General features: G+C 68.4%; 32 protein-coding genes, 2 tRNA genes and 1 pseudogene. 11 read left to right on the top strand and 24 right to left on the bottom strand.

What is annotated here, in order from left to right; translation table 11 throughout:
* From KBY90_RS14755 to KBY90_RS14745, 3 genes and pseudogenes are all read right to left on the bottom strand, one after another.
* Positions 1 to 79 (bottom strand): annotated as a pseudogene (locus tag KBY90_RS14755) (phycocyanin subunit beta); the annotation flags it as partial.
* Positions 80 to 400: 321 nt separating this feature from the next.
* On the bottom strand, positions 401 to 667 hold the full coding sequence (locus KBY90_RS14750; RefSeq protein ID WP_254969419.1) for a phycobilisome linker polypeptide: 267 nt from the start codon (positions 665 to 667) through the stop codon (positions 401 to 403).
* Positions 668 to 710: 43 nt separating this feature from the next.
* Positions 711 to 1,556 (bottom strand): phycobilisome rod-core linker polypeptide, encoded by an 846-nt coding sequence (locus tag KBY90_RS14745; protein ID WP_254969418.1) that lies wholly within the window; start codon positions 1,554 to 1,556, stop codon positions 711 to 713.
* Between the two features lie 341 nt (positions 1,557 to 1,897).
* On the opposite strand from KBY90_RS14745, the gene KBY90_RS14740 reads away from it, so the two are divergent.
* Positions 1,898 to 2,368, top strand: coding sequence for a hypothetical protein (locus KBY90_RS14740; RefSeq protein ID WP_254969417.1), 471 nt, complete (start codon positions 1,898 to 1,900; stop codon positions 2,366 to 2,368).
* Positions 2,369 to 2,399: 31 nt separating this feature from the next.
* On the opposite strand, the gene KBY90_RS14735 is transcribed toward KBY90_RS14740, so the two are convergent.
* From KBY90_RS14735 to psbB, 12 genes are all read right to left on the bottom strand, one after another.
* On the bottom strand, positions 2,400 to 3,002 hold the full coding sequence (locus KBY90_RS14735; protein ID WP_254969416.1) for a chromophore lyase CpcT/CpeT: 603 nt from the start codon (positions 3,000 to 3,002) through the stop codon (positions 2,400 to 2,402).
* Positions 3,003 to 3,041: 39 nt separating this feature from the next.
* Positions 3,042 to 3,290 (bottom strand): hypothetical protein, encoded by a 249-nt coding sequence (locus KBY90_RS14730; protein ID WP_254969415.1) that lies wholly within the window; start codon positions 3,288 to 3,290, stop codon positions 3,042 to 3,044.
* A gap of 103 nt (positions 3,291 to 3,393) precedes the next feature.
* Positions 3,394 to 3,466, bottom strand: a tRNA-Phe gene (locus KBY90_RS14725).
* A 46-nt stretch (positions 3,467 to 3,512) separates the two neighbouring features.
* On the bottom strand, positions 3,513 to 4,250 hold the full coding sequence (locus KBY90_RS14720) for a ComF family protein (protein WP_254969414.1): 738 nt from the start codon (positions 4,248 to 4,250) through the stop codon (positions 3,513 to 3,515).
* Positions 4,251 to 4,300: 50 nt separating this feature from the next.
* A complete protein-coding gene (locus tag KBY90_RS14715) occupies positions 4,301 to 4,570 on the bottom strand; it encodes a DUF2470 domain-containing protein (RefSeq protein WP_254969413.1) in 270 nt (89 codons plus the stop codon).
* A 155-nt stretch (positions 4,571 to 4,725) separates the two neighbouring features.
* A complete protein-coding gene (locus KBY90_RS14710; protein ID WP_254969412.1) occupies positions 4,726 to 6,009 on the bottom strand; it encodes an FGGY-family carbohydrate kinase in 1,284 nt (427 codons plus the stop codon).
* Between the two features lie 7 nt (positions 6,010 to 6,016).
* Positions 6,017 to 7,264 carry a methionine adenosyltransferase gene (metK, locus tag KBY90_RS14705; protein WP_254969410.1) on the bottom strand — a complete coding sequence of 416 codons (1,248 nt, stop codon included), beginning with the start codon at positions 7,262 to 7,264 and terminating at the stop codon, positions 6,017 to 6,019.
* A 26-nt stretch (positions 7,265 to 7,290) separates the two neighbouring features.
* Positions 7,291 to 8,076: an HAD family hydrolase gene (locus tag KBY90_RS14700; RefSeq protein WP_254969409.1), complete on the bottom strand. Its 786-nt coding sequence runs from the start codon at positions 8,074 to 8,076 to the stop codon at positions 7,291 to 7,293.
* Between the two features lie 10 nt (positions 8,077 to 8,086).
* Positions 8,087 to 9,145: a 30S ribosomal protein S1 gene (locus KBY90_RS14695; RefSeq protein WP_254969408.1), complete on the bottom strand. Its 1,059-nt coding sequence runs from the start codon at positions 9,143 to 9,145 to the stop codon at positions 8,087 to 8,089.
* Between the two features lie 122 nt (positions 9,146 to 9,267).
* The gene (gene nrdR, locus KBY90_RS14690) at positions 9,268 to 9,759 is read right to left on the bottom strand and encodes a transcriptional regulator NrdR (protein ID WP_254969407.1); all 492 of its coding nucleotides are present in this window, start codon (positions 9,757 to 9,759) and stop codon (positions 9,268 to 9,270) included.
* Between the two features lie 144 nt (positions 9,760 to 9,903).
* Complete coding sequence (locus KBY90_RS14685; RefSeq protein WP_006042122.1) at positions 9,904 to 9,999, bottom strand: photosystem II reaction center protein T; 96 nt, start codon at positions 9,997 to 9,999, stop codon at positions 9,904 to 9,906.
* A 15-nt stretch (positions 10,000 to 10,014) separates the two neighbouring features.
* Positions 10,015 to 11,574 (bottom strand): photosystem II chlorophyll-binding protein CP47, encoded by a 1,560-nt coding sequence (gene psbB, locus KBY90_RS14680; protein WP_254969406.1) that lies wholly within the window; start codon positions 11,572 to 11,574, stop codon positions 10,015 to 10,017.
* A gap of 116 nt (positions 11,575 to 11,690) precedes the next feature.
* On the opposite strand from psbB, the gene KBY90_RS14675 reads away from it, so the two are divergent.
* Together KBY90_RS14675 and psbM are read left to right on the top strand one after the other, a co-directional pair.
* The gene (locus tag KBY90_RS14675) at positions 11,691 to 12,188 is read left to right on the top strand and encodes a 2Fe-2S iron-sulfur cluster-binding protein (protein WP_254969405.1); all 498 of its coding nucleotides are present in this window, start codon (positions 11,691 to 11,693) and stop codon (positions 12,186 to 12,188) included.
* Between the two features lie 56 nt (positions 12,189 to 12,244).
* Positions 12,245 to 12,352, top strand: coding sequence for a photosystem II reaction center protein PsbM (gene psbM / locus KBY90_RS14670; protein ID WP_087068001.1), 108 nt, complete (start codon positions 12,245 to 12,247; stop codon positions 12,350 to 12,352).
* Between the two features lie 31 nt (positions 12,353 to 12,383).
* On the opposite strand, the gene KBY90_RS14665 is transcribed toward psbM, so the two are convergent.
* Positions 12,384 to 13,235, bottom strand: a complete 852-nt coding sequence (locus tag KBY90_RS14665; RefSeq protein ID WP_254969404.1) for a universal stress protein — start codon at positions 13,233 to 13,235, stop codon at positions 12,384 to 12,386.
* A gap of 61 nt (positions 13,236 to 13,296) precedes the next feature.
* Here KBY90_RS14665 and KBY90_RS14660 point away from each other — a divergent pair, with 61 nt between their 5' ends.
* The 6 genes from KBY90_RS14660 to KBY90_RS14635 all read left to right on the top strand — a co-directional run bounded on the left by KBY90_RS14660 (position 13,297) and on the right by KBY90_RS14635 (position 18,251).
* A complete protein-coding gene (locus KBY90_RS14660; protein WP_254969403.1) occupies positions 13,297 to 13,764 on the top strand; it encodes an acyl-CoA thioesterase in 468 nt (155 codons plus the stop codon).
* Between the two features lie 24 nt (positions 13,765 to 13,788).
* Positions 13,789 to 14,946 (top strand): DNA-processing protein DprA, encoded by a 1,158-nt coding sequence (locus KBY90_RS14655; protein ID WP_254969402.1) that lies wholly within the window; start codon positions 13,789 to 13,791, stop codon positions 14,944 to 14,946.
* 160 nt (positions 14,947 to 15,106) lie between these two features.
* Positions 15,107 to 16,018 carry a peptide chain release factor N(5)-glutamine methyltransferase gene (gene prmC, locus KBY90_RS14650; RefSeq protein ID WP_254969401.1) on the top strand — a complete coding sequence of 304 codons (912 nt, stop codon included), beginning with the start codon at positions 15,107 to 15,109 and terminating at the stop codon, positions 16,016 to 16,018.
* Positions 16,018 to 16,662, top strand: coding sequence for an L-threonylcarbamoyladenylate synthase (locus tag KBY90_RS14645; protein ID WP_254969400.1), 645 nt, complete (start codon positions 16,018 to 16,020; stop codon positions 16,660 to 16,662). Before prmC ends, KBY90_RS14645 begins: the two co-directional genes overlap by 1 nt.
* Positions 16,662 to 16,817, top strand: a complete 156-nt coding sequence (locus KBY90_RS14640; protein WP_254969399.1) for a hypothetical protein — start codon at positions 16,662 to 16,664, stop codon at positions 16,815 to 16,817. The genes KBY90_RS14645 and KBY90_RS14640 overlap by 1 nt, the downstream gene beginning before the upstream one ends.
* A 90-nt stretch (positions 16,818 to 16,907) precedes the next feature.
* The gene (locus tag KBY90_RS14635) at positions 16,908 to 18,251 is read left to right on the top strand and encodes a glycoside hydrolase family 10 protein (RefSeq protein ID WP_254969398.1); all 1,344 of its coding nucleotides are present in this window, start codon (positions 16,908 to 16,910) and stop codon (positions 18,249 to 18,251) included.
* Positions 18,252 to 18,285: 34 nt separating this feature from the next.
* Here KBY90_RS14635 and KBY90_RS14630 read toward each other — a convergent pair.
* From KBY90_RS14630 to ctpZ, 7 genes are all read right to left on the bottom strand, one after another.
* A tRNA-Thr gene (locus KBY90_RS14630) sits at positions 18,286 to 18,357 on the bottom strand.
* 21 nt (positions 18,358 to 18,378) lie between these two features.
* Positions 18,379 to 18,591 carry a response regulator transcription factor gene (locus tag KBY90_RS14625; protein WP_254969397.1) on the bottom strand — a complete coding sequence of 71 codons (213 nt, stop codon included), beginning with the start codon at positions 18,589 to 18,591 and terminating at the stop codon, positions 18,379 to 18,381.
* An 87-nt stretch (positions 18,592 to 18,678) separates the two neighbouring features.
* Entirely contained in the window at positions 18,679 to 19,011 is a 333-nt protein-coding gene (minE, locus tag KBY90_RS14620; protein WP_254969396.1) for a cell division topological specificity factor MinE, read from the bottom strand.
* Between the two features lie 4 nt (positions 19,012 to 19,015).
* A complete protein-coding gene (gene minD, locus KBY90_RS14615) occupies positions 19,016 to 19,834 on the bottom strand; it encodes a septum site-determining protein MinD (protein WP_254969395.1) in 819 nt (272 codons plus the stop codon).
* A gap of 39 nt (positions 19,835 to 19,873) precedes the next feature.
* Positions 19,874 to 20,623, bottom strand: coding sequence for a septum site-determining protein MinC (gene minC, locus KBY90_RS14610; protein WP_254969394.1), 750 nt, complete (start codon positions 20,621 to 20,623; stop codon positions 19,874 to 19,876).
* Positions 20,623 to 21,864: an HD domain-containing protein gene (locus tag KBY90_RS14605; protein WP_254969393.1), complete on the bottom strand. Its 1,242-nt coding sequence runs from the start codon at positions 21,862 to 21,864 to the stop codon at positions 20,623 to 20,625. Before KBY90_RS14605 ends, minC begins: the two co-directional genes overlap by 1 nt.
* 29 nt (positions 21,865 to 21,893) lie before the next feature.
* Positions 21,894 to 23,156, bottom strand: a complete 1,263-nt coding sequence (gene ctpZ, locus KBY90_RS14600; protein ID WP_396122613.1) for a carboxyl-terminal processing protease CtpZ — start codon at positions 23,154 to 23,156, stop codon at positions 21,894 to 21,896.
* 69 nt (positions 23,157 to 23,225) lie between these two features.
* On the opposite strand from ctpZ, the gene petB reads away from it, so the two are divergent.
* Positions 23,226 to 23,909 (top strand): cytochrome b6, encoded by a 684-nt coding sequence (gene petB / locus KBY90_RS14595; protein ID WP_254969392.1) that lies wholly within the window; start codon positions 23,226 to 23,228, stop codon positions 23,907 to 23,909.
* Positions 23,910 to 23,977: 68 nt separating this feature from the next.
* Positions 23,978 to 24,460 carry a cytochrome b6-f complex subunit IV gene (gene petD / locus KBY90_RS14590; protein ID WP_006911783.1) on the top strand — a complete coding sequence of 161 codons (483 nt, stop codon included), beginning with the start codon at positions 23,978 to 23,980 and terminating at the stop codon, positions 24,458 to 24,460.
* 15 nt (positions 24,461 to 24,475) lie between these two features.
* On the opposite strand, the gene KBY90_RS14585 is transcribed toward petD, so the two are convergent.
* Positions 24,476 to 25,972, bottom strand: coding sequence for a glycoside hydrolase 100 family protein (locus KBY90_RS14585; protein ID WP_254969391.1), 1,497 nt, complete (start codon positions 25,970 to 25,972; stop codon positions 24,476 to 24,478).
* Positions 25,973 to 26,232: the final 260 nt, after the last annotated feature.

The following is a 26,232-nucleotide window of genomic DNA, read 5'->3' as shown; positions in this document are numbered from 1 at the left end:
GGGCGTCGATCTGACCAGCGTTGATGAATTCGCCGCGGGCATCAGCCTGGGCAACGACCTTGGTGAAGGCGTCGAACATTGAAGAGCTCCTGTTCTCGACGAGGAAGTCGGGGAGGGTGGGTACGGGGCCAGGTTGGCTTGACCCAGTGACAGCCGGCAGTGTCAGGCCCGCTGCGCCAGGTACTCGTCAACTTGACCGCACCATTGTTGGCGGCAGAGGGTGGTCCCATGAGATGGAGTTAACAAACGGTCATTCCCGCTACGACAACGGCTCGGCCTGGGGCGGTAGGAGCTGCTTGATGGGCCGCGGAACGGCAGCAAAAAAGCCCCTTGCGGGGCTTCGGACCGGGAGCCAGGGCGAACCAGGAGGGGCCTGGAGATTGAACCGGCCCCGATCCGCTCAGCCTTTGTCGGGGTTCGACTGGGCTTTTTTTCGGGCCGGTGCCACCTTGGCGGAGGCCAGATCGCCGCCGTTAACCGTGACCCCGGTGATCTTGCCGCCCATCCGCTGCACCATGCGCATGGCCTCGTTCATGCGGGTGTAGGGGACGTTCATGACCATGTCCGCAGTTCGCGAATAGTCGTTGTTGGCAAGACCGGTCACGGTGAAGGTGACCTGGCGGCTGCTGGTGAAGCTGGTGCCGCGGGTGCCTGCAGAAACCTTCATGGCTGGAGTCGCAAGGAAAGGAATGGAAATCGTCTGATGGACGTCAGTTCACAGGCGTGATGCTGGCGATCCGGCCTCCTTCACGATGGATCTGCTGTTGGTATTGCAGCAACTTGTTGAAGGGGATGAACCGCACGCGGTTGCTGCGCTTGTGCAGCCTGTAGTTGTTGAAGCCGCTGATCTCAACCCGGAAGGTGCGGCCCTCTTCGCCGGAGCCCACGCCCTGGCGGGTCACCCCGTCGGTGACGACCTTGCGGAACACGGCACCCTTGGCGTTGGGGCTCACCACCGGCAGGGGCTGCTCGGCATGCACGGATGGGTTGAGGCGGGACTGGGTCTTCAGCAGATCGCCCCGCACCGAGGCGCCAACGCCACGGGTGAGCTGCAGCATGTAGGAGAATTGCAGACCCTGTTGGCCAGGGTTGTAGTTGAATCCGTGCAGGAACGGCACCACTTCTTCGCCGAAGCGATCCTGATACTCGGCGCTATCGATGTAGGAGTCGATCTCGGCGTCGTAGCCCTGCTCCTGCAGGATAGTGAAGTGATGAAGCATCTCAGCTTTGTTCTGAGGTGCCCGGCCCAGCAGGTGCTTGAAGTTGAGCTCGATGAAACGGTAAGGATTGCAGTTCTCAAAAAACTTCTGCTTGTACAGTCCACTCTTGGCGACCTGGCGCACGAACTCACGGACGCTCAGGTAACCACGCTTGAAGAGGGATTCAGGGCCTTCGAGGCGCTCACTCTTCATCACATACTGATTTCCCAGCACCTGCCGGTAGACAGCACGAATCAGGACCGCCTTGTCGTTTTCAGTGGCGTTCGTCCAGTTTTCCTTGGTGCGGTCGTTGGCGAAACGCTCAATGCCCAGATAGGCAGCGTTGGCGAGGGTCATGGACTTGGAGGGGCGGGCGTGTTGGGTGGAGCCGCTGGGATGGGGCGCTGGGATGAAGCGCGACTCGCCGGGCGGCTCCCTGATGAAGAACTCTGGTCCGGAGCGGTTCTCAGGACAGGGTCCGAAAACTGCCAGGAGTCAAGGTGGATCCTATGGGCCTGTGTGGGCCTCTTCACAGGCTTTCCGGAATCGTTACAAATGCCGCGACGGTTCCCGATGGCCCCCGATGCTCCGCCACCAGGGCCCTCTGGCTTCATGGCCCAGGGTCGATACCATCGGCGCCGGGGAGCTTCTGCCCCCGCCCCCCATTCCACCGGTGCCACGTGATGTCCGGTCAGGCCGTGTCTGGGCAGAGTCCGGCGCCCAGCGGCGCAGGCGATGACCCACAGTCGGCTTTCGCCCCCGCTGATGCCAGCCGACGCCTGGCGGATCAGCTGAACACGCTCTCGGAGGTGGTGGAAACCATCACCTACCGCCTGCTGGAGCTGGAGGAGCGACTCGCTGCCCAGGACCTGCGCCTGCGGGCGCTGTGCGAAGAGAGCGCCATGGACTCCCCCCGGCCGGCCGCGGTGGAATTCCGTCTGGATGACACCGAGGAGCGCCTGCTGAGGATTGAGGCGATGCTCACCGGGATCGCTCAGTCCGGCACTGCTGCTGAAGATTCGCGTGGCTTTGGCGCGGGCTCCGTTTCAACCTGGCGTCAGCTGGGGAGCGGCAGCGGGGCGGTGACCGGTGAGAATGATCTGGATGGCCCGTTTCCCGAGGACCCCGAGCAGCCGTTCCTCGATGAGCTGGAGGGGGACAGCGTCTGACGCGCTCCCAGGGCTTGCCCCCGGGGAAGGTTCAGGCCCTGAAGGCCGCATCCCAGTCCGCCGGGATCTCATCGCTGAAGTCGTGGGTCCGGCTGAACTCGAATGGACCAGCCAGTGACCCCCACACCTGTTCGTGGGTGGCGGGGTCGTGGCCGGTGTCGATGGTGCGCATGCCCTCGGCATCCAGTTCCAGCCGGCTCACCAGATAGGTGGTGGTGCCCTTGCGCTCCACCAGGCAGCGGCAACCCGGCTCCACTTCACCGATGAAGGCTGCGCCCTGTTCCCGCACCCGGTAGGAGCAGCCCTCCAGGGGACGCAGGTCGCTGGCCTGGATCCCGGCACGCCGCTCCGCGTCGTCCACCGCCCCCCAGAAGCGCTGCTCCTCGATCACCGCCTGATTGCGGATGACCAGGTCATCGCCCTGGCGTTCCGGTCGCAGCACGCGCAGACGGTACGGGGCCGCCGGATTGATGGCGTAGCTCTGCTCGAGCAGAAGGGAGCCTGGCGGGAGCTGGGGCAGCGGCCTCAGCTTCACCAGGATGTGGGCATAGAGGGGTGGATTCTCGAAGGCCTGCTGCTGATTGCTGAAGCCACCGCTCAGCAGACGCACCAGCCGGCTCAGGGCGCTGTCCATCGAACCTCAGGAGAGTGGTGTGGGGCGGGGGAGCCGGGGCTAGAGCCCCAGCAGTCGCAGACGGAAGCTGGCCACCTGTGCCGCCAGCTCGGGCTCGCTGCGGCGGAAGGGATGCTCGGCCAGGGTCTCGAGGATCAGGGCCAGCTTGTGCTCCCGTGGCAGTCCGTGGTCGGGCTGCTGGCGCTCGTGCAGTCGCCAGGCTTCATCGAAGGCCTGGGCGAAGCTGTCGGCATTGTTGAACAGGCGCTCGCCCAGGGGCTGGCCTGGGTTCGCTGGAACCTCGCGCATGCTGGGGCGGGTGCATCGCTGGTGCTCAGCCCCCATCCTCTCACCGTGCCTGGAGTGCGGCCGCAGGCAAGTGGCATGACGCCAGCACCTGGAACCGAGAGAATGCCAGGACCCAGATTTGAACTGGGGACACGGCGATTTTCAGTCGCCTGCTCTACCAACTGAGCTATCCCGGCACGTCAGACCGCGGCCAGCAGAACCGGCCTCGGCGACCTGGAGATCCTAGATCACGGCTGGGGCGCCCACGGATCGCTGCCCGCGGGCTGCCGGGGTACGCGCCACACACGCCATCCCCAGCACTCGCCAGCCTCGCTCGCGCAGCGCCGCGGCTGCGGCACAGGCGGTGGCTCCCGTGGTGAGGATGTCGTCGAGCAGCACCACATCGCGCCGGGCACCTGTGGGACGCTGCAGGCAGCGGAATGCTCCCTGCTGGTTCTGCCAGCGCAGGTCGCGGTCGAGCCGGTGCTGCCCCAGCACCGGCCTGCTGCGCGCCAGCAGAGGCCGCTGCGGCCAGTCCAGCTGCTGGCTCAGCACCGCCGCCAGCAGCGGCGGCAGGGGGTTGGCCTGGCGTTTCCAGCTGGGCACCGCCACCAGCAGCGGCGGGCCGGCCGGTTGGCCTGTCCGGGGCAACTGCCGAAGCTGGGCCACCAGTCCCGGCAACAGGGGCCGCAGGTTCTGGCTGCGTGGCTGCCGGCGCAGAGCCAGGAGGTGCAGGCGCAGGCCATCCGCGTAGGGGCCGGCCGACCACCAGGGCAGCGGTTCCAGGCCGGTCATCCCTTGCGGGGGCAGCTGCAGCGCTGCACCGGCGGGCGGCTGCAGCAGCCACTCCAGCGGCAGCAGGCGGAGGGGATCCAGCCGGAATAGCCGCCGGCCGCGGGCGGATTCAGGGCCATGGCTGCCGTGCTCTGGAGGCGGGAGCGCCGAGGCCAGGGGCGCCGGCGAGGGGATCAGGTTGGGCAATCTGTCGGGCCGCAGCTGCCCTCAGCATTCCCACCCCGGCCACGGAACCCTCAGCTCTGGGGCAGGGCCCGCAGCATCGCCACCAGGGTGCGATGGGCATCTTCGCTGTCGCTGAGGCTGTGGTCGAAGGGAACCGACAGGGGCTGGCCATCCACCTCCAGGCGCATGGCCTCTGGCTCGATCGACAGCATCCGGGCCGTGGAGGCTTCGGCGGCACCGCCGTAGTGGCGGGCGTAGGCGAGCACGGCCTCGACGTGGTCGTCGTTCATGTGCTTGCAGATCCGCTCGCTCACGGCGGGGGTGAGGGGGTCTCCGGCCATGGCGCAGGGGTAGAGGCGACCCCATTCTGCGGGCGGGCCTCAGCCTGCGGCGAAGCGCTGCCAGAGCAGAAGCCCCAGACGGATGGCGCTGAAGCTCACGTATCCGGCCAGCACCACGAACAGCGCCATGGAGATCCAGGTGCGCAGCTGGTTGTTCATCGTGCAGACAGGGCGGTGGCGGCCAGTCTGGCCATACCCTGCGCCGCACTCAGCCGCGGACGGTTCAGCACCGGCCTCTGGAGGAGGCGTTCGCGGATGGCCCGCCACTGGGGATTGCGGGCGCCGCCCCCCAGGCTGATCACCCGCTGCACCGGCGGTGCGCCCAGCTCCAGCAACCGTTCCCAGCCGGCCCGCTCGATCTCGGCGAGCCCCTCCAGCAGCCCCTGCAGGAAGAGGGCATCGCTCACCGGCCGGGGCTCCAGCACGGGTTCGAGATCCGGATCGTCCACCGGAAAGCGCTCACCCCGGCAGGCAAGAGGGAGCAGGCTCTGGCCGCTGTGGCGGCTGGGATCGATCTGGCGGCTCAGCTCCGTGAGCTGGTCATCGCTGAAGAAGCGCCGCAGCACCCCGCCACCGGCATTGGAGGCGCCCCCCACCAGCCAGCGCCCCGCCACGCGGTGACAGCTCACCCCGGGAGCCTGGATCGCCCGGGGACACCACTGCTTCAGCACCAGGGTCGTGCCCAGTACGCACACCCCGTCCTGGTCTCCGGGGGCGGCGGCCAGCACGGCGGCATTGGCATCGGTGCTGCCGGCCACCACCAGGCAGTGGCGTGGAAGATCCAGGGTGGCGACGGCGGTGGCGCAGAGGGCGCCGAGTACCTCGCCGCTGCCGCGGATCTGCGGCAGCGCACCGCTCCACGGCTGCCTGCCGATCCGGCCAGCCCAGGTGCGGCTTTGCAGATCCCAGCCCAGGCGAAGGTTGTTGCCTTCCTCGCCCCAGCGCCAGTCGCCCAGCAGCCAGCCCATCAGCCAGTCGGCCTGATGGCGCAGCAGCCATGGCCCGCTCAGCTGGGCGTCTGCCGCGGCCTGCAGCAGTCGCAGCCCCCGTGCCAGACTGCCGCTGGCACGGCTGGCCGGGCCCTGGAGCGCGATCGCTGCAGCGGCGGGCCCCTGCTCGGGGCAGGCCCGGTGGTAGGGCAGGGCTTCGGCCAGGTTCACGCCACGCCCCCAGCCCTCGGCGAGGCTGCCATCCGGTCGGCAGAGCAGCAGGGTTCCCGAGGTGCCGGCGATCGCCAGGGCGTCCGCCTGACGCCGCACAGCATCCGGCAGCCGCCTGCACAAACTGATCAGAGCCTCGCGCCACCCCTCGGGCTGCTCGAAGGGGGCCGGGTAGCTGCCGGCCTGTTCGGCCACCACCTGGCCCTCCGGGGTCACCGCTGCCAGGCGCAGGCCACTGGTGCCCAGGTCCAGCCCCAGTGCCAGGCGGGGCTGGGCCACCGGAAGATCAGCTGGTGATCAGGCTGAGACTGGCCTGCTTGAGGTCGGCGGCGATCCCGGCCACGTCTTCCCAGGGCAGGTTGAGATCGCTGCGGCCGAAGTGGCCGTAGGCGGCCACGTCCTGATAGAAGCGCCCGCCGCGTTCTGCGGGCAGCTCCCGCAGCCCGAAGCGTTCGATGATGGCGCCCGGACGCAGGTCGAAATGCTCCTGCACCAGGGCGGTGAGGTCGGCATCGCTGACGGTGCCGCTGCCGAAGCTCTGCACCAGGATGCTCACGGGCCTGGCCACGCCGATGGCGTAGCTCAGCTGCACCTCCACCCGTCGCGCCAGCCCGGCTGCCACCAGGGCCTTGGCCACATGCCGGGCGGCATAGGCAGCCGAACGGTCCACCTTGGTGGGATCCTTGCCGGAGAAGGCGCCACCCCCGTGACGGGCGTAGCCGCCGTAGGTGTCCACGATGATCTTGCGGCCGGTGAGGCCGGCATCGCCCTGGGGACCGCCCACCACGAACTTGCCGGTGGGATTCACCAGGAAGCGGGTGGTCTCGCGGCTGGGCTGCAGGTGGAGATCGGCGGTGGCGGGCTCCACCACATGGGTCCAGAGGTCGGCGGCGATGCGCTCGCGCAGGGGTTTCTCCTCGCTCACCCCATCGATGCTGGGCGTGTGCTGGGTGGAGATCAGGATGGTGTCGATCGCCACCGGGCGGTCGTCTTCGTACACCACGCTCACCTGGGTCTTGCCGTCGGGGAGCAGGTAGCCCAGGGTGCCGTCGTGACGCACCTGGGACAACCGGCGGGCCAGGCGGTGGGCCAGGCTGATCGGCAGCGGCATCAGCTCCGGCGTCTCATCACAGGCGAAGCCGAACATGATCCCCTGGTCTCCCGCGCCCACCAGATCCAGAGGATCACCGTCGTGATCGTCCGCCTCATTCACGCCCTGGGCGATGTCGGGGGATTGCTGATCGAGCGCCACCAGCACGGCGCAGCTGTTGGCATCGAAGCCCCCCGCCCGGGCGCCGCTGTAGCCGATCTCCTGGATCACGCCCCGCACCAGGGTGTTGAAGTCCACCCGGGCGTTGGTGCTCACCTCGCCGGTGATCAGGCACAGCCCCGTGTTCACAACGGTCTCGCAGGCCACCCGGCTGGCGGGGTCCTGGGCCAGCAGGGCATCCAGCACCGCATCACTCACCTGGTCGCAGATCTTGTCGGGGTGCCCTTCGGTCACCGACTCGGAGGTGAAGACGTAGCGGCTCATGGCCCCGCCCGGAACAGCGCACCAGCCTATGCGCTGACCACCTCCAGCTCCTGCCAGTGGGAGAGCTGCCGGAAGCGGGATGCCAGCGGCGGACGACGCCGCCAGCCGGCGCTGTAGCCCAGCACCACGGCCACGCCGGCCCGTTCGGCCATCACCAGGTCGCTGTTGGCGTCACCGATCAGGGCGCAGCCTCCGGGCGCGACGCCCAGCTCCCCACAGACGGCGATCACCGCATCCGGGTGTGGCTTGCGCGGGGCATCCCCGGCACTGCGCAGCACCTGAAAGTGGCTGCGCAGGTTTTCGCTGCCCAGAAAGGCCTCGATCCCCTGGCGCTCATCGTTGCTGATCACCGCGCAGGCCACCCCCGCGCCGCCCAGTCGATGAATCAGCTCGTGCAGCCCTGGCGTGGCCCGGGGTGCCGGGGTGCCGTCCCTGGCGAGCAGGCGGTCGCTGCGCTCGAACACCTCTGCGGCCAGCTCCAGCGCCTCGGGCCAGCCCAGCCCCAGCTGGGCCAGGGCGGTGGCCGTGGAGATCAGGTTGTGCTCCCGGCTCGCCACGGCGGTGGTGCCGGCGGGATGGATGCCGTTCTCCTCCACGCCGTAGGTGGCTTCCAGGCGCGGCCCCAGGTCGGCAAGCACCTCATGGGCCAGCTCTGGATGCCGTTCCTGCAGCAGCTGCCGGCAATGAAAAACCCTGGCCTGGGCCAGGGCGAGGAGCATCGGCTCACTGCGGCAGAGGGTGCCGTCCTTGTCGAAGAGCACGGCAGAAACGCCGTAGCGCAGCAGTTCTCCCCGCAGCAGCAGCTGAGCCAAGGCGGCTGCTTCAGTCCAGGGTCACGCCCATCGGCTCGTGGTCCTCTGCCTGCTCCAGCAGCATCTGCTTGTAGCGGGCCGCCATCTCCTCGGCACGGTCGAATACCTTCTGGGGGTCGGAGAGCATGTCACCGGGTTCGGGTTCGAGGGCCTTGGTGGACAGCGAGATGCGACCGCGCTCGGCGTCGAGATCGATGATCATCACCTTCATCTGATCGTTCACATTGAGCACCGTGTGCGGCGTCTCGATGTGCTCGTGGCTGATCTCGGAGATGTGCAGCAGGCCGCTCACGCCGCCGATGTCGATGAAGGCGCCGTAGGGCTTGATGCCGCGCACCGTACCCAGCACCACTTCGCCCACCTCGAGGCGGTTCATCTTGCGCTCCACCAGGGCGCGGCGATGGCTGAGCACCAGGCGGTTGCGCTCCTCGTCCACCTCCAGGAACTTGAGGGGCAGGAAGTCGGCCACCAGCTCTTCCTTGGCCTTGCGGGTGCTGATGTGGCTGCCGGGGATGAAGCCGCGCAGACCTTCAACCCGCACCAGAGCGCCACCGCGGTTGGTGGCGAACACCTCGCTGTAGATGGTGGCGTCTTCCTTCTGCAGCTGGCGCACCCGCTCCCAGGCCCGCTGGTACTCGATGCGGCGGATGGAGAGCGAGAGCTGACCGTCCTCGTTCTCCTCACTCATGATGAAGAACTCGCGGATCTCGCCGGGCTGCAGCACGTCGCTGAGGCCCTCCACCCGGTTGATCGACACCTCCTGCAGGGGCATGAAGGCGGCGGTCTTGGCGCCGATGTCGATCATCGCGCCCTTCGACTCCAGGGCGAACACGGTGCCGTTGACGACGTCGCCGGGCTTGAAGTTGTAGTCGTACTTGCTCAGCAGAGCGGCGAACTCGTCCAGCGAGAAGCCCACGCCATCGAGATCACGGCTGGCTGGGCGGCTGTCGGAGTCATCGGCGGCGGGAACCTCCTCTTCCATGCTGGCGTCGAGGTCGTCTGCGGCCGCCTCAGCGGCGAGATCGAGATCGGCCTCGGTGCTGCTGATGTCGGAAGGGGTCACGGTCATGGCGATTGGCGGACTGCCTGCGGCAGGGCGATGGAACCGAAAGCGCCGCCCGCCTGCAGCTGCTTTCGAACCATCGACTCTACCAAGCCGCCCTGGGGAGCCCGCTGGCCAGTTCCGCCCGCTCAGCCCAGGGCCGCCAGAGCCGGTTTGCTGCCGCCCCGGCCGCGGCGGCTGAGTCCCTCCAGGGTGGCCACGAAGTCGCTGACGCTCTGGAACTGCCGATACACCGAGGCGAAGCGCACGTAGGCCACCTCACTCATTTCGCTGAGCTGCTCCAGCACCAGCTCGCCGATCTCGGAGCTGCTCACCTCGCGGCCGGGGCGCTGCTGGAGCTGCAGTTCCAGCTCGTCCACCACAGCCTCCAGACGCGCCGGCTCCAGCCCGGTTTTCTCGCAGGCGCGCAGAAGGCCATGCAGAAGCTTGGAGCGGTTGAAGGTCTCGCGCACGCCATTGCGTTTGAGCACCGTGATCGGCACCGTTTCCACCCGCTCGTAGGTGGTGAAGCGGTAGTCACAGTTCAGGCATTCCCGCCGCCGCCGCACGCTGCGCCCACCATCCGCCGACCGCGACTCCAGAACGCGGCTGTCGGTGTGTTGGCAGGAGGGGCATTGCATGCCCGTGCGTCCGCTCGGCCTCGATGCAGTGTAGTCAGCACTTCTTCCGCTGAGAAGGGCCTGACATTCCGAGGGCCGTTCACGCCGATGAAAAAGCCCCCGGGTTCTCCGGGGGCGCTAGGGCCGGGTCGGTGCCCGCCTGTCTCACTTGCCGATCTTCGGGGGATCGCGGAAGGCGATGGCGAAGAACAGGGTGGCGATCGCCAGAGTGAGGATGAGGATGTAGGCGAAGCTCTCCATGGGGTGACCTCCGGGTCAGCTGAGGGGTGTACCGGCCGGCGGTACGAAGCCCTCCGGCAGTCGACGGGTGGATCTGTCGCCCAGCTTCTGGAACAGACCGAATTCCACCTGCTCGCCGAGATCGGGGTCGATGCCGGCGAACACGTCCCTGTAGAGGGTGCGGGCGCCGTGCCAGATGTGGCCGAAGAAGAAGAGCAGGGCGAAGCAGGCGTGGCCGAAGGTGAACCAGCCGCGGGGTGAACTGCGGAAGGTGCCGTCGGAGTGGTAGGTGTCGCGGTCGAAGTCGAACGCCTCACCGAGCTGGGCCTTGCGGGCCAGACGCTTCACGTCGGCAGGGTCGGTGAAGGTCTGGCCGTTGAGGGCACCGCCATAGACGGTGGCGGTGACGCCGGTCTGCTCGAAGGAGTACTTGGCCTCAGCCCGGCGGAAGGGAATGTCGGCGCGCACGATGCCGTCCTGGTCCTCGAGCACCACGGGGAAGTTCTCGAAGAAGTTGGGCAGACGACGCACTTCCAGCTGCCTGCCGTCCTTGTCGCTGAAGGCGATGTGGCCCAGCCAGCCGGTGGGCAGGCCGTCGCCGTTCACCATCGGTCCGACGCGGAACAGACCGCCCTTGGCTGGGCTGTTGCCGACGTAGTCGTAGAAGGCCAGCTTTTCGGGGATGGAGCCGTAGGCCTGCTCCATGGAGGCCCCGCCGTCGAGGGCGGTCTGCACCCGGCGGTTGATCTCAGCCTTGAAATAGCTCTGGTCCCACTGATAGCGGGTGGGGCCGAACAGCTCCACGGGGGTGGCAGCGGCGCCGTACCACATCGTGCCGGCCACCACGAAGGCGGCGAAGAAGACGGCGGCGATGGCCGAGGCCAGCACGGTTTCGATGTTGCCCATGCGCAGAGCCTTGTAGAGGCGTTCCGGCGGCCGGGTGGTGATGTGGAAGATGCCGGCGATGATCCCCACGATGCCGGCGGCGATGTGGTGAGCGACGATGCCGCCCGGGTTGAAGGGATTGAAACCTTCAGGTCCCCAGGAGGGCTGCACCGGTTCGATGTGGCCGCTCAGGCCGTAGGCGTCGCTGATCCACATGCCGGGGCCGAACACACCGGTGAGGTGGAACGCGCCGAAGCCGAAGCAGGCCAGGCCGGCCAGCAGCAGGTGGATGCCGAAGATCTTGGGCAGGTCGAGCGCAGGCTCGCCGGTGCGGGGGTCCTGCCAGATCTCCAGATCCCAGTAGGTCCAGTGCCAGATGGCGGCCAGGAACAGCAGGCCGCTGAGGATGATGTGGGCGGCGGCGACACCCTCGAAGCTCCAGAAGCCCGGATCCACGCCGGTCTCGCCGGTGATGCTCCAGCCGCCCCAGCTGCCGGTGACCCCCAGGCGGGCCATGAACGGCATCACGAACATCCCCTGGCGCCACATGGGGTTGAGCACCGGGTCGGACGGATCGAAGATCGCGAGCTCATAGAGGGCCATGGAGCCGGCCCAGCCGGCGACCAAGGCGGTGTGCATGAGGTGCACGGCCAGCAGCCGCCCGGGGTCGTTGATGACCACGGTGTGCACCCGATACCAGGGCAATCCCATGGGGGCTTCGTTCTGGGGTGGGTGCGGCGATCGTAGGGGTGAGCCGCCCTGCCCGGAGCGGCAGGTTACGGAGCGCAACGGCTCTGATCAGAATGGTTGCAGCTGCCCCTGGGCCGATGCCCGTGATCCGCTTTCTGCGGGAGAACCGCGATGTGGAGTGCTACCCCGGGGAGAATCTCCGTGAGGTGGCCCTGAGAGAGGGGATCGCCCTCTACGGCGTCAAGGGAATCCTCGGCAACTGCGGCGGCTGCGGCCAGTGCATCACCTGCTTCGTGGAGATTCCCGAGGGCAATCCTGGAGACGCCCTCAGCGGGCGCACCGCCGTGGAGGAGCAGAAGCTCCGCCGCCGGCCCCCCGGCTGGCGCCTGGCCTGCCAGGCCATGGTGCAGCGGTCGCTGGTGGTGATCACCCGCCCGCAGCTGGGCATGGCCGGCAAGGACACCCAGGTGGCGACAGCGCTGGCGGCACCCCTGCCCCCCGGGCCGACGTGCTGGCCGGAGCCGCCGGCTGCGGCCTCAACCGATGAGGATCCCCAGCAGGCAGCGCCGGTGGCCCCCGAAGCATCCGCCCCGGAGGGCGCCGGCAGCCCTGCTACGAGCGATGAACGCGCCTGAGGGCCGCCGGTTTGCCGGTGATACCCTCCGGGTCGCCTCTCCCGTGCAGCCCAATCATGGAAACCAACGATCTCGGCTTTGTCGCCAGCCTGATGTTCGTCCTGGTTCCCACCGTGTTCCTGCTCGTGCTCTACATCCAGACCAGCAGCCGGCAGGGGGGGTGATAGTTGAGCGGCGGCGCCGTCGCCGGCAGGCTCAGCGGCGCCCCTCCGGCTCCCGCACGAGCAGCACCGGCGCCGGCGCATGCACCCGGATGTAATCGCTCACCGAGCTGCCCAGCAGGCGATCGAGATCCACCAGCGCCTTGGCCACCACCGGCCGGCGATCCTGCGAGGCGATCACGAGCAGATCGGCGTTGAACTCCTCGGCGGCCTGGCACACGGTGCGCCCGATGTCGGCACCGGTGCGGTGCACCCCCTGCATCGTCACCCCGTAGCCCCGGGCCTGCTGCACCGCCTTCTCGAGCACCTCATCGGCCGGAGATCTGCCACCCCGCGACGGCGTGATGTCCTGACGGGTGACATGCACACCGGTGAGGGTGCCGCCGGGAATCTCCCGCACCAGCTCCGCAGCCAGCTTGATGGCGTCATCCCCCACGCCCGTGCCGTCCACGGTCACCATCACCCGGTTGATGTGGCGCACGTAGAGGTCGTCGCGCACCAGCAGCATCGGCCGGGTCGAGAGCTGAAACACGTACTGGCTGGCACTGTTGCCCAGGATTGACTGCAGCCGGTTCAGCCCGCGGGACCCCATCACGATCAGGTCGGCTTCGAGTTCGTCGGCCACCTTGAGCACGGTCTGCTTGGTGTCTCCCTGGCGGATGATCGTGTTCACCTCGCTGGGGTTGAGCTGCAGGCGGCTCACGGCAGCGGCCACCAGTCCCGCGGCCTGCTGCCAGTGCTGCTGAAAGTCCTCGCCCGCCTGTTCCGGCACCACATGCAGGAGGTTCAGGCGTGCCTGGCGGACCACGGGGATGTCGCGCAGCATGCGCACCATTTCCTCGACGTGGCCTTTGCCGGAGTCGGCGATCAGAACGTTGCGGAACACAGGGACAGCACCGGGCTCTCCGGCAGCCTATGGCGGTTCAGCGGATCTCCCGGTTCCCACCATGCAGACCGTGACGGAGTGTGGCGAATGGCTGCTGCAGCGCCGTGTGCTGCCTCAGCACACCGACCACGCCGGGGTGATGTGGCACGGCACCTACCTGGCCTGGCTGGAGGAGGCGCGGGTCGAGGCGCTCGCGGCCGTGGGGCTGGCCTACAGCGATCTCTCTGCCCAGGGCCTGGAGCTGCCCGTGGTGAGCCTGGCCATCGATTACCGGCAGGCGCTGCTGCACGGCGACCGGGTGGAACTGCGCAGTGAGGTGCTGCCCCGCCAGGGGGTGAAGCTCCCCTGGCGGAGCCGATTCCTGGGGCCGGGAGGGCAGCTTGCCGCCAGCGCCATGGTGGATCTGGTGCTGGTGGATCGAGGGGCTCTCCCGGGGGGCGCCGCCGGCCTGGGGGGGCGGCGCGTGCTGCGCCGCTGGCCGCCTGAGCTGGCCAGGGCGGTCGAGTCCCTGCGCCGCGGACCGGGCTAGCTTCAGTACAGATGTACTGAAGCAATGGGGGAGCTGGTGCCGCTGCGCAGGCCGCAGGGCTGGGCGCGCGATCGGCGCTTGTGGTGGTTGCTCTGGGCCTCCTGTCCCGGTGTGGGCTGGGTGACTCTGCGGGCGATCGAGGCGCATTTCGGCAGCCTGGAGGCCGCCTGGGCGGCTCCTCTGGGAGCATTCCCGGCGTTGCCCTGCCGCGGCCGGCAGACGCTGGATCTGCTCGACCGCTTCCGGCGCCGCTGGGGTGCGACACCGTTGGAGCGCTGGGCGGAGCAGGTGCGGGGCGGGCGCCGGGTGCTGCTGCCCGGTGATCGGGCCGCCCCGCCCCAGCTCGGCGAGCTCGAGCGGCCACCGCTGGCCCTCCACTGGCAGGGGCGCGGCAGTCTCTGGGCCTGTCTGGGTCTCCGGCAGTCCGTGGCCGTGGTGGGCACCCGCCGTCCTTCCCGCCATGGTCTGGCGATGGCGGAGGCGCTCGGCAGGGCGCTGGCCGCCGCCGGCTGGCCGGTGGTGAGCGGCCTGGCCGAGGGCATCGACGCCGCCTGCCACCGGGGCTGTCTGGCCGTGGGTGGGCGGCCCGTGGCCGTGCTCGGCACCCCGCTCGAGCGGGTGTACCCCCGCCACCACACGTCCTTGCAGCGCGACGTGGGCGCGCAGGGCCTGCTGCTCACGGAGCATCTGCCCGGTGCCTCCGTGCTGCCTGGCCACTTCGCCTCGCGCAATCGCCTGCAGGTGGCCCTGGCACGGGCCGTGGTGGTGGTGGAGTGTCCCGAGCGCAGCGGGGCCCTCCATTCCGCCCGGCTGGCCTGGCGTCAGCAGCTGCCTCTCTGGGTGGTGCCCGCCGATGCCCTGCGCGCTTCGGCCAAGGGCAGCAACCGGCTGCTCGGCGAGGGGGCCTCGGCGCTTCTGGATCCGTCCGACCTGGTGCATCAGCTTGGCCCTGGGCCCCTGGCTCCAGGTTCAGCCGCCAGCGGGGCGACGGCCGTGATGCCGGCACCCGGCGATCCGGAGGCGGATCCCGAGCTGTTGCGGGCTCTCGGGGAGCGGGCCACCCTCGACCAGCTCAGCCAGCAACTCCGCCAGCCCGCCGGGTCTCTGGCGCAGCGCCTGCTCGCCCTGGAGCTGGCAGGGCTGGTGCGGGCGGAGCCGGGTCTCCACTGGAGCCGCGTCTAGCGTGTGGGTCAACGCAGTGCGGGTCTACAAGCGCGGGCCTGCACCGGAGCGTCCCTCGGACAGCTCCTGAACCGACACGGTCCGGATGCCCTGGCCATCCACACCATCACTCTCGGCTGCGATGCTGTCCCGTTCGTCCTCACCGGCTCCAGGCGGCGCGATGGCAGCCACCCTCCAGTGCTCGGAGAGCGCGGCCGTGGCGGGCCTCTCCGGTGAGGCCTTGCTGCGCTGGCGGCGGCAGCAGCTGGCCCTGGGCGGCCGGGCCGTGGATCTCGACTGGCTCCTGGATCTGGTGGGGGGGCTCCGCTGGGCCGATCTGCAGCGTCTGCGTCTCGACCAGGCCAACCCCGTGACGCTTCAGGTCTCCCTGTCCCATCTGGAGGGGCTGTGGCGTCGACATCTCAGCCGCCAGGACCCTCTGCAGTATCTGGCCGGCTGCTGTCCCTGGAGGGATCTGAACCTCGCTGTGGCCCCCGGCGTGCTGATCCCGCGCCAGGAGACCGAGCTCCTGGTGGAGCTCGCCCGGGATCTGCCGGACGATGCTCCGGGGCTCTGGGCGGATCTGGGCACCGGCTCCGGATGCCTGGCCCTGGCCCTGGCCCTGCTCTGGCCCCGCAGCCGTGGCGTGGCCGTGGATCTCAGCCCAGCCGCCCTGGCTCAGGCCAGGGCCAACCTCGCGGCGGGGGGCGTGGCCGACCGGGTGGAGCCGAGAGCCGGCAGTTGGTGGCATCCACTGCGGTCTCTCTGGGGGCAGCTGGAGCTGGTGGTCGCGAACCCTCCCTACATCCCCACGAGCGTCTGGGCCGACCTCGAGCCGGTGGTTAGAGACCATGAGCCGGCCCTGGCCCTGGACGGCGGTGCCGATGGGTTGGGCGCGATCCGCGTCATTGCCAGCGGTGCGGCTGCGGCGCTGGCTCCGGGGGGCTGGCTGCTGCTGGAGCACCATCACGACCAGGCCACGGAGGTGGCCACACTCCTCAGGGGCGCAGGTCTGGAGCAGGTGGAGGGGCACCGGGATCTTCAGGGTGTCCTGCGCTTCGCCTCTGCCCGCCGCCCTCTGCGGATCGACTGATGGCCGCTCCCAGCACCACGGAACCAAACAGTCCTCAGGGTGATGTGCTCGAGGCGGCTGACCTCACCCGGCAGCTCCAGGCCGGTGCGGTGGCGCTGATGCCCACCGACACCCTGCCGGCCCTGGCGGCCCTGCCCGCCCATGCCGCCCGGATCTGGACCCTCAAGGCACGCCCGGCCGACAAGCCCCTGATCCTGATGGGGGCAGACCTGGAGCAGCTGTGCGAGGTTCTGGGCACCCCCTGGCGCCCCGAGTGGCTGGCGCTGGCGGAACGCGGCTGGCCCGGAGCGCTGACGCTCGTGCTGCCGGCCCGTGGCCCATGGGTGAACTGGCTGCATCCTGGCGGCGCGGATCTCGGCCTGCGCATCCCCGCCTGCCAGCCGGCACGGGAGCTCCTGCGCCTCACTGGTCCTCTGGCCACCACCAGTGCCAATCCGTCGGGTCTGCCGGCCGCCACCACTGTGCAGGAGGCACGGCGGATGTTCCCCGCCATGCCGATGCTGGGCCCGCTCCCCTGGCCGCCCGCCGGCGGCCAGGCCAGCACCGTTCTGGCCTGGAGGGACTCCGCCGCGGGGGGGCAGGGGGGCTGGCAGCTGCTGCGGGCCGGCGCTGTCATGCCCGCAGGTCTGCATCCCGACGCCTGATGGCAGCGCTCATGCTCGTGCTGCTGATCAGCATGGCGGTGTATGCCTGGCTGGTGAGCCCCCTGATCGCGTTCGGCACCGGGCTGCTCCAGGCCGGCTGGCTGCTCTGGTTGCCGCTGCTGGCGCTGGTGTGGCTGCTGGCCGCACGCGACTGAGCCGCTGCCGGCCACTGGTTGAGCTGTGCCGGCCACAGCGTCAGGTGCGGCGGAACACCTTTAAGGTGCCTGCGCTCTGCAACCCAGTCCATGGCCCGCCGCCGTCGGTTGCTCGCGGCCACCCTGCTGCTGGTGGGCTGGTGTTGCAGCCTGCTGCTGCACCTGGCCCTTCCGGCCATCGCTCAGGGGCCGGCCGGCCGCCCTGCTGCCGCCCAGTCCGCAGCAGCGCCTCAGCGGGCGGAACTGCGCGGGGTCTGGCTGACCGCCAATGACATGCCGGTGCTCCGCGACCGGGAGCGGATGCAGGAGGCCGTGGCCCGTCTTGCCCAACTCGGCTTCAACACGCTGTACCCGGTGGTGTGGAACGGCGGCATGGCCTACTACCCCAGCAACGTGGTGGTCGAGCGCCAGATTCAGGACTTCTCCTATCGCGGTCTGCAGGGCCAGGACGTGCTCGGCGAGCTGATCGCCGAAGGCAGGCGGCAGGGGGTGCTGGTGATCCCCTGGTTCGAGTTCGGCTTCATGGCGCCCCTGGATTCGGAGCTGGCAAGGCGCAACCGCGCCTGGCTCACCCAGAAGCAGGACGGCGGTCTCACCTCCATCAGCGCCGCCGGCGAGGTGGCCTGGCTGAACCCCTTCAGGCCCGAGGTGCAGCAGTTGATCACCGATCTGGTGCTGGAGGTGGTTGGCACCTACGGAGCGGATGGGATTCAGTTCGATGACCACATGACCCTGCCGCGGGAGTTCGGTTACGACCCCTTCACCACGGCTCTGTACCGTCGCGAGACCGGCAGGAATCCTCCCGCCAACCCAGCGGATGGGGCCTGGGTGAAGTGGCGGGCCGACAAGATCACGGCATTCATGGATCGCCTCAGCAAGGCCGTCAAGGCCCGGCGTCCTGGGGCTGTTGTCTCGATCTCTCCCAACTACTACGACTTCGCCTACAAGCTGCAGCTCCAGGACTGGCTCACCTGGGTGCGTCGCGGCATCGCCGATGAGCTGCTGGTGCAGATCTACCGGCAGGACATGCCCAGCTACACCCCTCATCTGGTGCGTCCGGAGGTGCAGGAGGCACGCCAGCGCATCCCAACCGCCATCGCCATCCTCAGCGGTCAGCGCAACCGGCCCACCCCCATCGATCTGATGCAGCAGAAGGTGTTCGCGAACCGGCAGGCGGGCTTGGGGGTGGCCTTCTTCTATCTGGAGAGTCTCTGGAGTCTGGGCCCGGAGCCCCCCGAGCAGCGCAAGGCCGTGCTGGCAAGCCTGTTCGCGGCTCCCGCACCCCGCGTCGCCATGCCTCCGCCCACGGCGACTCCGGGCCCTGCCGTCAGCCCGGCACCGCGGATCACCGTGCCTGCGCCTCCGCCCCCGCCCATGGGGTTCCCCGGCGCCACCCTGCTGCCGCGGAGCCCCCAGCCCCTGCCGTGGGCCTGATCAGCGGGTGCTCGTGAGGGTTGGGGGATCGGGAAGCCGGCTAACGGATTTGAACCGATGGCCTTCGCTTTACAAAAGCGCTGCTCTACCGCTGAGCTAAGCCGGCGTCGGTGATGCCACCTGATGATTATCCCTTGCCGCTCTCCCGGGAGAGAGCCCAGAGCAGCAGCTGGGTACGGCTTCTGCAGCCGGTCTTGGACAGCAGGGTGGAGATGTGACTTTCGACCGTGCGGGGGCTGAGCACCAGGGCGGCGGCGATGTCCTTGTTGGTCAGGCCGAGCTCCAGGTGCTCCAGGATCCTGCGTTCGGCCTGGCTGATGGCGCTGTGGGGGCGGGACATGGCCGGTGCAGGGGGGAGACATCCCTGAGGATTGCCTCCCACCCGCCGAGGGGAGGAGAGGCACCGACCCGACAATCCCCCTCCGGCTCAGGATCTGATCGGCGAGGAGACCGGCTGCGGGCGGTTTTCACCGCTGCGACCGGATCCGCCCTCACCCGGTGTGCGGGCGCGACGGATCGGCAGGTTCGCCACCAGGGCCGTGACGCGGTCCTCGGTGGCCAGGCTCACGTCCCCTTCCTCCATGTCGATCTCGACGTAGCGGCTCACCACCTCGAGGATCTCCCGGCGCATCTGCTCCAGCAGCTCGGGATTGAGGTCGCTGCGGTCATGGGCGAGCACCAGCTGCAGGCGCTGCTTGGCGGTGCCGGCGCTGGCCGGCTGCCGCCTGAGCAGCTTGTCGATCAGGTCGCGGAGGGTCATCGGCTCAGAAGATCTTGGTATGCATCAGGCGGCCGATCCGGGCCCGCAGCCCCTGGCGCTCCTTGCTGGGATCGATCAGGGGCACATCCTCGCCGCGCAGCCTCCGGGCCACGTTGATGTAGGCCCGGGCGGCAGGGGATCCACCTTCGCCGAGGGTGAGCGGTTCGCCGCGGTTGGTGCTGACGATCACCTGTTCGTCCTCGAGCACCAGGCCCAGCAACGGCAGCGCCAGGATGTCGGTGACGTCATCGACGGCGAGCATCTCCTGGCTGGCCATCATTTTCGGCCGTACCCGGTTCAGCACCAGCTGAATGGGCTTGACCCCCTCGCTGTTGAGCAGTCCGATCACGCGGTCGGCGTCCCGCACCGCGGACACCTCCGGTGTGGTGACCACGATGGCTTCGCGCGCGGCCGCCATGGCGTTGCGGAATCCACCCTCGATGCCCGCGGGGGCATCGATCAGCACGTAGTCGAACTGCTCCCCGACCATCGCGGCGATCCTGCGCATGTCCTCGGGCTTGAGCCACTCGAGCATGCGCGGGTTGCCGGCCGGCAACAGCGCCAGGTTGGGTTGCTGCTTGTGCTTCACCAGGGCCTGCTCCAGTCTGCAGCTGCCGGCCAGGACCTCCTGCGCGGTGTAGACGATGCGGTTCTCGAGACCCAGCAGCAGGTCGAGGTTGCGCAGGCCGAAGTCAGCGTCGAGGACGGCGGTTCTGGCACCCTGCCTGGCCAGGGCGATGCCCAGGTTGGCGGTGAGCGTGGTCTTGCCCACCCCTCCCTTGCCGGAGCAGATCAGGATGAAGCGGCTGGACGGGGCGGTCACGGAATGGCCTGAGGTCGGGGCAGGTTAGGCCCATCCCAGTCACCCTGTCGCCGCCGCAGCGGACTCGGTGCTGGCCAGCGGCCAGAAGGGTTGCGCGGGATCCAGCCGGATCACCCCGTGCACCAGCGAGGCCTGCTCGGCCATTCCCGCCGGAGGGCTGTCCTCCGGTCCCCGGGCCACCACGTCGGCGATGCGCAGTTGCAGGGGACGCAGCTGCAGGGCCACGATCCTGGCCTCGGTATCCCCGCGGCAGCCGGCATGGGCGGTGCCCCGCAGCCGGCCCCACACCAGCACATGGCCCCCGGCACGCACGCAGGCCCCGGGGTTCACATCGCCCAGCACCAGCACGGAACCCTCCACCTCCAGGTGATCACCCGCCCGCAAAGTGCCGCGCTGCAGGGCCAGCCCCGGGTCGTTGGCCGGGCCTGGCGGCCGATCGCCGGCCGGTCCCTGGGCCAGCGGCGCGCAGGTCGACAGCCCGACGGCCGCGGCGGCCACCCGGCTGTGCGCATCGTCGCTGCACAGGGCCACCAGCGTCACGCCGCTCCCGGCCAGCCGTTCCATCACGGCCCGCAACTGGCGCACGCCCAGCCGCCAGCCTGCCGCTGCCAGCCCCAGAGCCCTGGGCAGCGGCCTGTCCGTCAGCAGGCTGGCCTCGTCCAGAGCCCGTTGCACCAGGTCCACGGCGGTCACCGCGCTCTCCGGCGTGGTCGGGCTGGGCAGCACCAGCCAGCCGGGGGCGCCGTCCCAGTCCGGTGGCACCAGCACCGCATTCATGGCTGCCGACATCAGCTGTGCAGGATCTGCCGCAACTTAGGGGCCACCTCCGCCGGATGAATCAGCCAGGCCATCTCCACGGGCTGGGCCAGGCTCTGCACCAGGGCCGAGCGTTGCTCGAGCGCCTGCAGACGCCGGCCGTCCCAGAGCCGCAGCCCCCCTTTGTACACGTGGTAGCCGCGGCTCTGACGCTGCTGCAGGGCGCAGCAGTGTTCAGCGCGGAAGCCCTGCTGTTCGGCCAGTCGCCGCGCCCGGGCCAGCAGTTCCAGGCGTGCCGGCGCGGGCAGGTGGCTCACATCGGTGGCCTTCAACAACCGGCGCTCCAGCAGCCGTCGGCAGAGCTCCGCCAGCTCCTGCGGCCCCTCCTCCATCCAGCGGCTGAGGTGATAGCCGGTGCGGACATCGTCGTTGGCCAGGTAGTCCTCCAGGCTCAGGTCCCGTTGTTCCCACAACCAGCGGGCCATCACCCCGTCGGCCCACACCCTGGCTGGCCCGAACTCGCGGGCCAGGCTGATCACCTGCTGCAGCAGCCAGTTGCACACCACGTTCAGACGGTGGTTGTACACGCTCCTGTACATCAGGTTGCGCACCACCAGGTAGTGCTCCACCGCCATCAGTCCCTTGGGGTGGAGGGCCAGGCTGCCGTCGGGCGCCAGGGTGAGGGCCGCCAGGATGCGTTCCAGATCCAGATGGCCATAGCTCGTGCCCGTGCTGTGGCTGTCGCGCAACAGATAGTCGAGACGGTCGCAGTCGAGCTGGCTGCTCACCAGGGCCTTGATGGCAGTGCAGGGGTACACCCCGTGCTCGAGCAGATCGGCCACGACCGCGGCCGTGCCGGAGGAAAAGGACTCGAGCGGCCCCCGCAGAGCGGGATGCTCGCGGATCAGGCGTCCCGACCAGTGCTCGTGACGCAGCCCGTACATCTCTTCACCGGTGTGACTCAGGGGGCCATGGCCCACGTCGTGGAGCAGCGCTGCGGCATACAGCGCGCCGCGATGGGCGGCCAGATCCGGATGGAGGCGCTCCAGCTGGCCCAGGGCCCGCCGCGCCAGCTGCAGCACGCCCAGGGAGTGGGTGAAGCGGCTGGACTCGGCTCCATGGAACGTGAGGAAGGCGGGCCCCAGCTGACGGATCCGCCGCAGCCGCTGAAACGGCGGCGTGTCGATGAGGGTGATGGCGAGAGCCTCGGTCGGCTCCTCGCTGCGGAGCGTGATCGCCCCATGCAGGGGGTCGTGATACGTGCGTTCCGCCATGCCTCCGCTGAGCCCCGTCGAGCCCCCGTTCAGGAATCGCCGTCCGGCCGGCGGGGCAGCTCGGCTGCGAGCAGCCTGCCGGCCTGTTCCAGCCAGGTGTCTCCATCCCCGCCTGGATTGAGCGGTTCCGGGGCCCCCAGCGTCACGTCTGGTTCGATGCCCTCGTTCTGGATATCGCGGCCGCCGGGGGTGAGGTAGCGGGCCACCGTCACGGCCAGTCCACTGGCGTCGCTGAGCGAGATCAGCGTCTGGATCAGCCCCTTGCCATAGGTGCGGCTGCCCGCCAGCCGGCTGCGGCCGTTGTCCTGCAGGGCGCCGGCGAGGATTTCACTGGCACTGGCGGTGCCGGCGTTCACCAGCGTCAGCATCGGACCGGCAAACAGCTGGCCAGGACTGGCCTGCTGAGGCGTGACCAGACCGTCGCGATCCTCCGTCTCCACGATCGGACGGTTGTCCAGCAGCCCGTCGGCCACCGCCAGCCCCGCGCTCACCAGTCCACCGGAGTTGTTGCGGAGATCCAGGATCAGGCCCTCGATCTGCTGCTCCTGCAGATCCCGCAGGGCCTCCTTCACCTGCTGGGGAACCGGCTCGGCGAACTGGGTGATGCGCAGATAGCCCAGGGTGTGTCCATCGATCCGCAGACGTCTGCTGCGCACCGGGTGCAGATCCACCTGCCGCCTCTCCAGTTCCACCTCCCGTTCGGCGCCACCCTGATCCCTCAGGGTCACCAGCACGGTGCTGCCCGTCGGTCCGCGCAAGGCCGCCGCCGTTCCGTCCAGCCCGAGTTCACCGCTGTCCACCCCATCCACGCTCAGCACCGCAGTGCCGCTCACGATCCGGGCTTCCGACGCCGGTGAGTCGTCCAGTGGGGCGATCACCACCACGGCGTGGTCGCTGCTGCGCTGGGCCAGTTGCAGTCCCACCCCGCTCACCGTCCCCTGGTTCGTGGATTGCAGGGCTGCGTAGTCATCGGGCCTCAGCAGCCGGGTGTAGGGATCGTCGAGGGGTTGGAGCATGCCCTCGATGGCGGCGTAGGCATCGCTCGAACTGCTGATGGGGCGTTCCAGGGCCCGCTGACGCAGCCGTTTCCAGTGAATCCGCTCGAAGCGCTGCGGATCAACGTAGCTCTGGTTCACCAGCCGCCAGGCCTCCACCACGAGCTGCTGGGCGTCGTTGAGCGCCAGGGCAGGGGCCGGCAGGCCGCTGAGCGTCAGCATCGCCACCAGGGCCAGGGCCAGCAGCCGCCGCGGCAAGGGGCCGAGCCGCCGGCGGGTCGGCGGAGAGGGGAACAGGGGGAGCTCGGCGCTCACGGCAGCTTCTGGGCAGTGCGTAGACTCTCGCAACCCATCCACCCCTGCTGCATGGCGAACACTCCTGCTGGCAACCCCGGGGGAGCCTCCAACCCCGTTTACGACTGGTTCCAGGAGCGCCTCGAGATCCAGGCGATCGCCGACGACATCTCGGCGAAGTACGTGCCGCCTCACGTCAACATCTTTTATTGCCTCGGCGGCATCACGCTGGTCTGCTTCCTCATCCAGTTCGCGACCGGGTTCGCGATGACCTTCTATTACAAGCCCACGGTGGCAGAAGCCTACGCCTCGGTTCAGTATCTGATGACGGATGTCAGCTTCGGTTGGCTGATCCGCTCGATTCATCGCTGGAGCGCCTCGATGATGGTGCTGATGCTGATTCTGCACGTCTTCCGTGTCTATCTCACCGGCGGCTTCAAGCGGCCCCGTGAACTCACCTGGGTCACCGGTGTGACGATGGCTGTCATCACCGTCAGTTTCGGCGTCACCGGCTATTCCCTCCCCTGGGATCAGGTGGGCTACTGGGCCGTGAAGATCGTGAGCGGCGTGCCTGCAGCAGTGCCTGTCGTCGGCGACTTCATGGTCGAGCTTCTCCGTGGTGGCGAGAGCGTTGGCCAGGCCACGCTCACCCGCTTCTACAGCCTTCACACCTTCGTGATGCCCTGGCTGCTGGCGGTGTTCATGCTCATGCACTTCCTGATGATCCGCAAGCAGGGCATCTCCGGTCCTTTGTGAACATCAGTTCACTCCAGTCGAACCCGGCTTGCAGACGCTTCTAGCCTTCCACAACCGGCCCTCCAGCCATGCACATCCTCAAGAAGCCTGATCTCACCGACCCCGCCCTGCGTGCCAAGCTCGCCAAGGGTATGGGTCACAACTACTACGGTGAGCCTGCCTGGCCCAATGATCTCCTCTACATGTTCCCAGTGGTGATCCTGGGAACCATCGGCTGCATCGTGGGACTCGCCGTCCTGGATCCGGCCATGCTGGGCGACAAGGCCGATCCTTTCGCCACGCCCCTGGAGATCCTCCCCGAGTGGTATCTCTACCCGGTGTTCCAGATCCTGCGGGTCGTTCCCAACAAGCTTCTCGGCATCGCCCTGCAGACCATGATCCCTCTTGGTCTGATGCTTGTGCCGTTCATCGAGAGCTTCAACAAGTTCCAGAACCCGTTCCGGCGACCGGTGGCGATGGCCGTGTTCCTGTTCGGCACGGTTTTCACGATCTACCTGGGCATCGGCGCAGCTCTCCCCATCGACAAGTCCCTGACTCTGGGACTGTTCTGAGATTCCCTGCTCGCTTCAATGCTTTTCAGCCGCTGCGGATGCAGCGGCTTTTTTGTTGTCTGAAGTCGTGCGTTTCAGGTCAAGAAGAAGCACGTCGTCCGGCTTCACCCTCAGCAGGTGGTGCAGCAGCAGGAATCCCACGATCGTCCAGGTCTGGTAAGTCCGAGCCTGCTGTCCCACCCAGGTGCCCGTGGGCCCGTCAAAGTATTCGGCCCACTGCTGCCGGGGCAGCTGGTTGAGCTGGCTCCAGTAGCAGTCTTCCAACAGGGCCCGCATCTGACCCATCAGCAGAACATCGGCACTGGGGTTCGCCTGCTCGTGCAGCAGGATGGCGCTGCCCAGGTACCACAGCAGGCTTGGCCAATGGCCACCATTGTGATAGCTCCAGGGCCAGTTCTTGGGGTCTGAGCCGGTTTTGTTGACCCACTCGTCCATGTCCATCGGTGGATGGCAGATGCGCATCGGCATCTGTGCCATCAGATGGTCGCGGTTGTGCAGCACCAGGCGGAAGAGGGCCCGTTGCTGCGGGGCGGCCAGAATGCCGAACAGGCAAGCCAGCGCATTGCCGAGGCTGTAGAAGCGGAAGTCGGGGCGACCGGTGCGCATGTTGCCGATCAGGTATCCCCCCCGGTTCTCCAGCCAGTCCTGGAGCCAGGGAGGGATCACCTGGGGCTGCACGTTGAATTCGTTCTCGTGCTGGCGGTCGCCGTATTGCTCGGTGGGACGCCGACGCAGCACCTGCATGGTCTTGCTGGTGACCCAGTAGTGCTTCAGCAGGAACAGTCGCAGGTCATGCAGCCACTGACGGGTGATAGCGAGCCGCTGTTCCAGCAATCTGCTCATGGCATGGGTCTGCGCCAGCTCCATCAGCCTGCAGCAACTGCGCAGGCAGCCATACAGGAGCACCTCCACTTCCAGCGGGGCGCCCCACACATCCATGGGGCGATCGATCATGAACGCACAGTCGGGAACGAACAGCACCGGTGTTCCCTCGAAGGTGGGGTGCAGCACCAGATCCAGCAGGAGCTGCACACCGCGCTGCACCTTCTGGCTGCCGGCGAACTCCACGTCGCCGCTGCGTTGCACGTAATACCAGCAGAGCACGGGCCACCACAGGCTCGCGTCCACGGAGGTGATCCGTCCGATGGATCGCTGGCCGTAATCGGCCACCAGTTCTCCACGCTCCTCCACGAAGCTGGTGGGGAACACCCCACGGGTCTGGTACGTGGTGCTCTGCAGTTCCAGGCAGGTGTTGAGGAAGTTGCGCACCACCTCGTAGCGGCCCTCCAGCAACAGATAGATCATCACCGGCACGTTGTCGCGCAGGAAGATCTCCCCGTAGTTGGCCGAGTCTCCTTTTTCTGGGTGCTCCAGGGCCGCCACCGACCCCACAACCTGACCGCGCACCCTCACCAGCGTGCGCTCGAACTGGCTGCGGGCCGAGGCGACAACCGCCTCTTCCCTGGAACTGGGCCTTACCCGCAGCTGCTGCTCGTTGAACTGCCGTGCCATCGACGATGCCCGTTGCGCCCTCACAGAGCGCTCACCGCCTTGACCCTAGAAGGACCGGATGGATCAGGCATCCCCCGATGCTGGGGCTCAGCTCCTCCGCCCACGCTTCGGGACTCCCGTGCCCCTGGTCCCTGAGGTGCTACAGTATTGGACTGCGCAAGCGGGAGCGAAGCGAGCCGAGGGTCACCTGAGAGGGTGGTTGGAGGCGGAGCTGAGTGTGCCGTGAAGCGCGGGGCCTGCGGGACCGGGAGCAAGAGCGA

It is taken from the genome of Cyanobium sp. CH-040, from assembly GCF_024346135.1.
Classification (GTDB): Bacteria; Cyanobacteriota; Cyanobacteriia; order PCC-6307; family Cyanobiaceae; genus NIES-981.
Note: the sequence above shows the minus strand (reverse complement) of the source record. Positions and strands in the feature narration are given on the sequence as shown.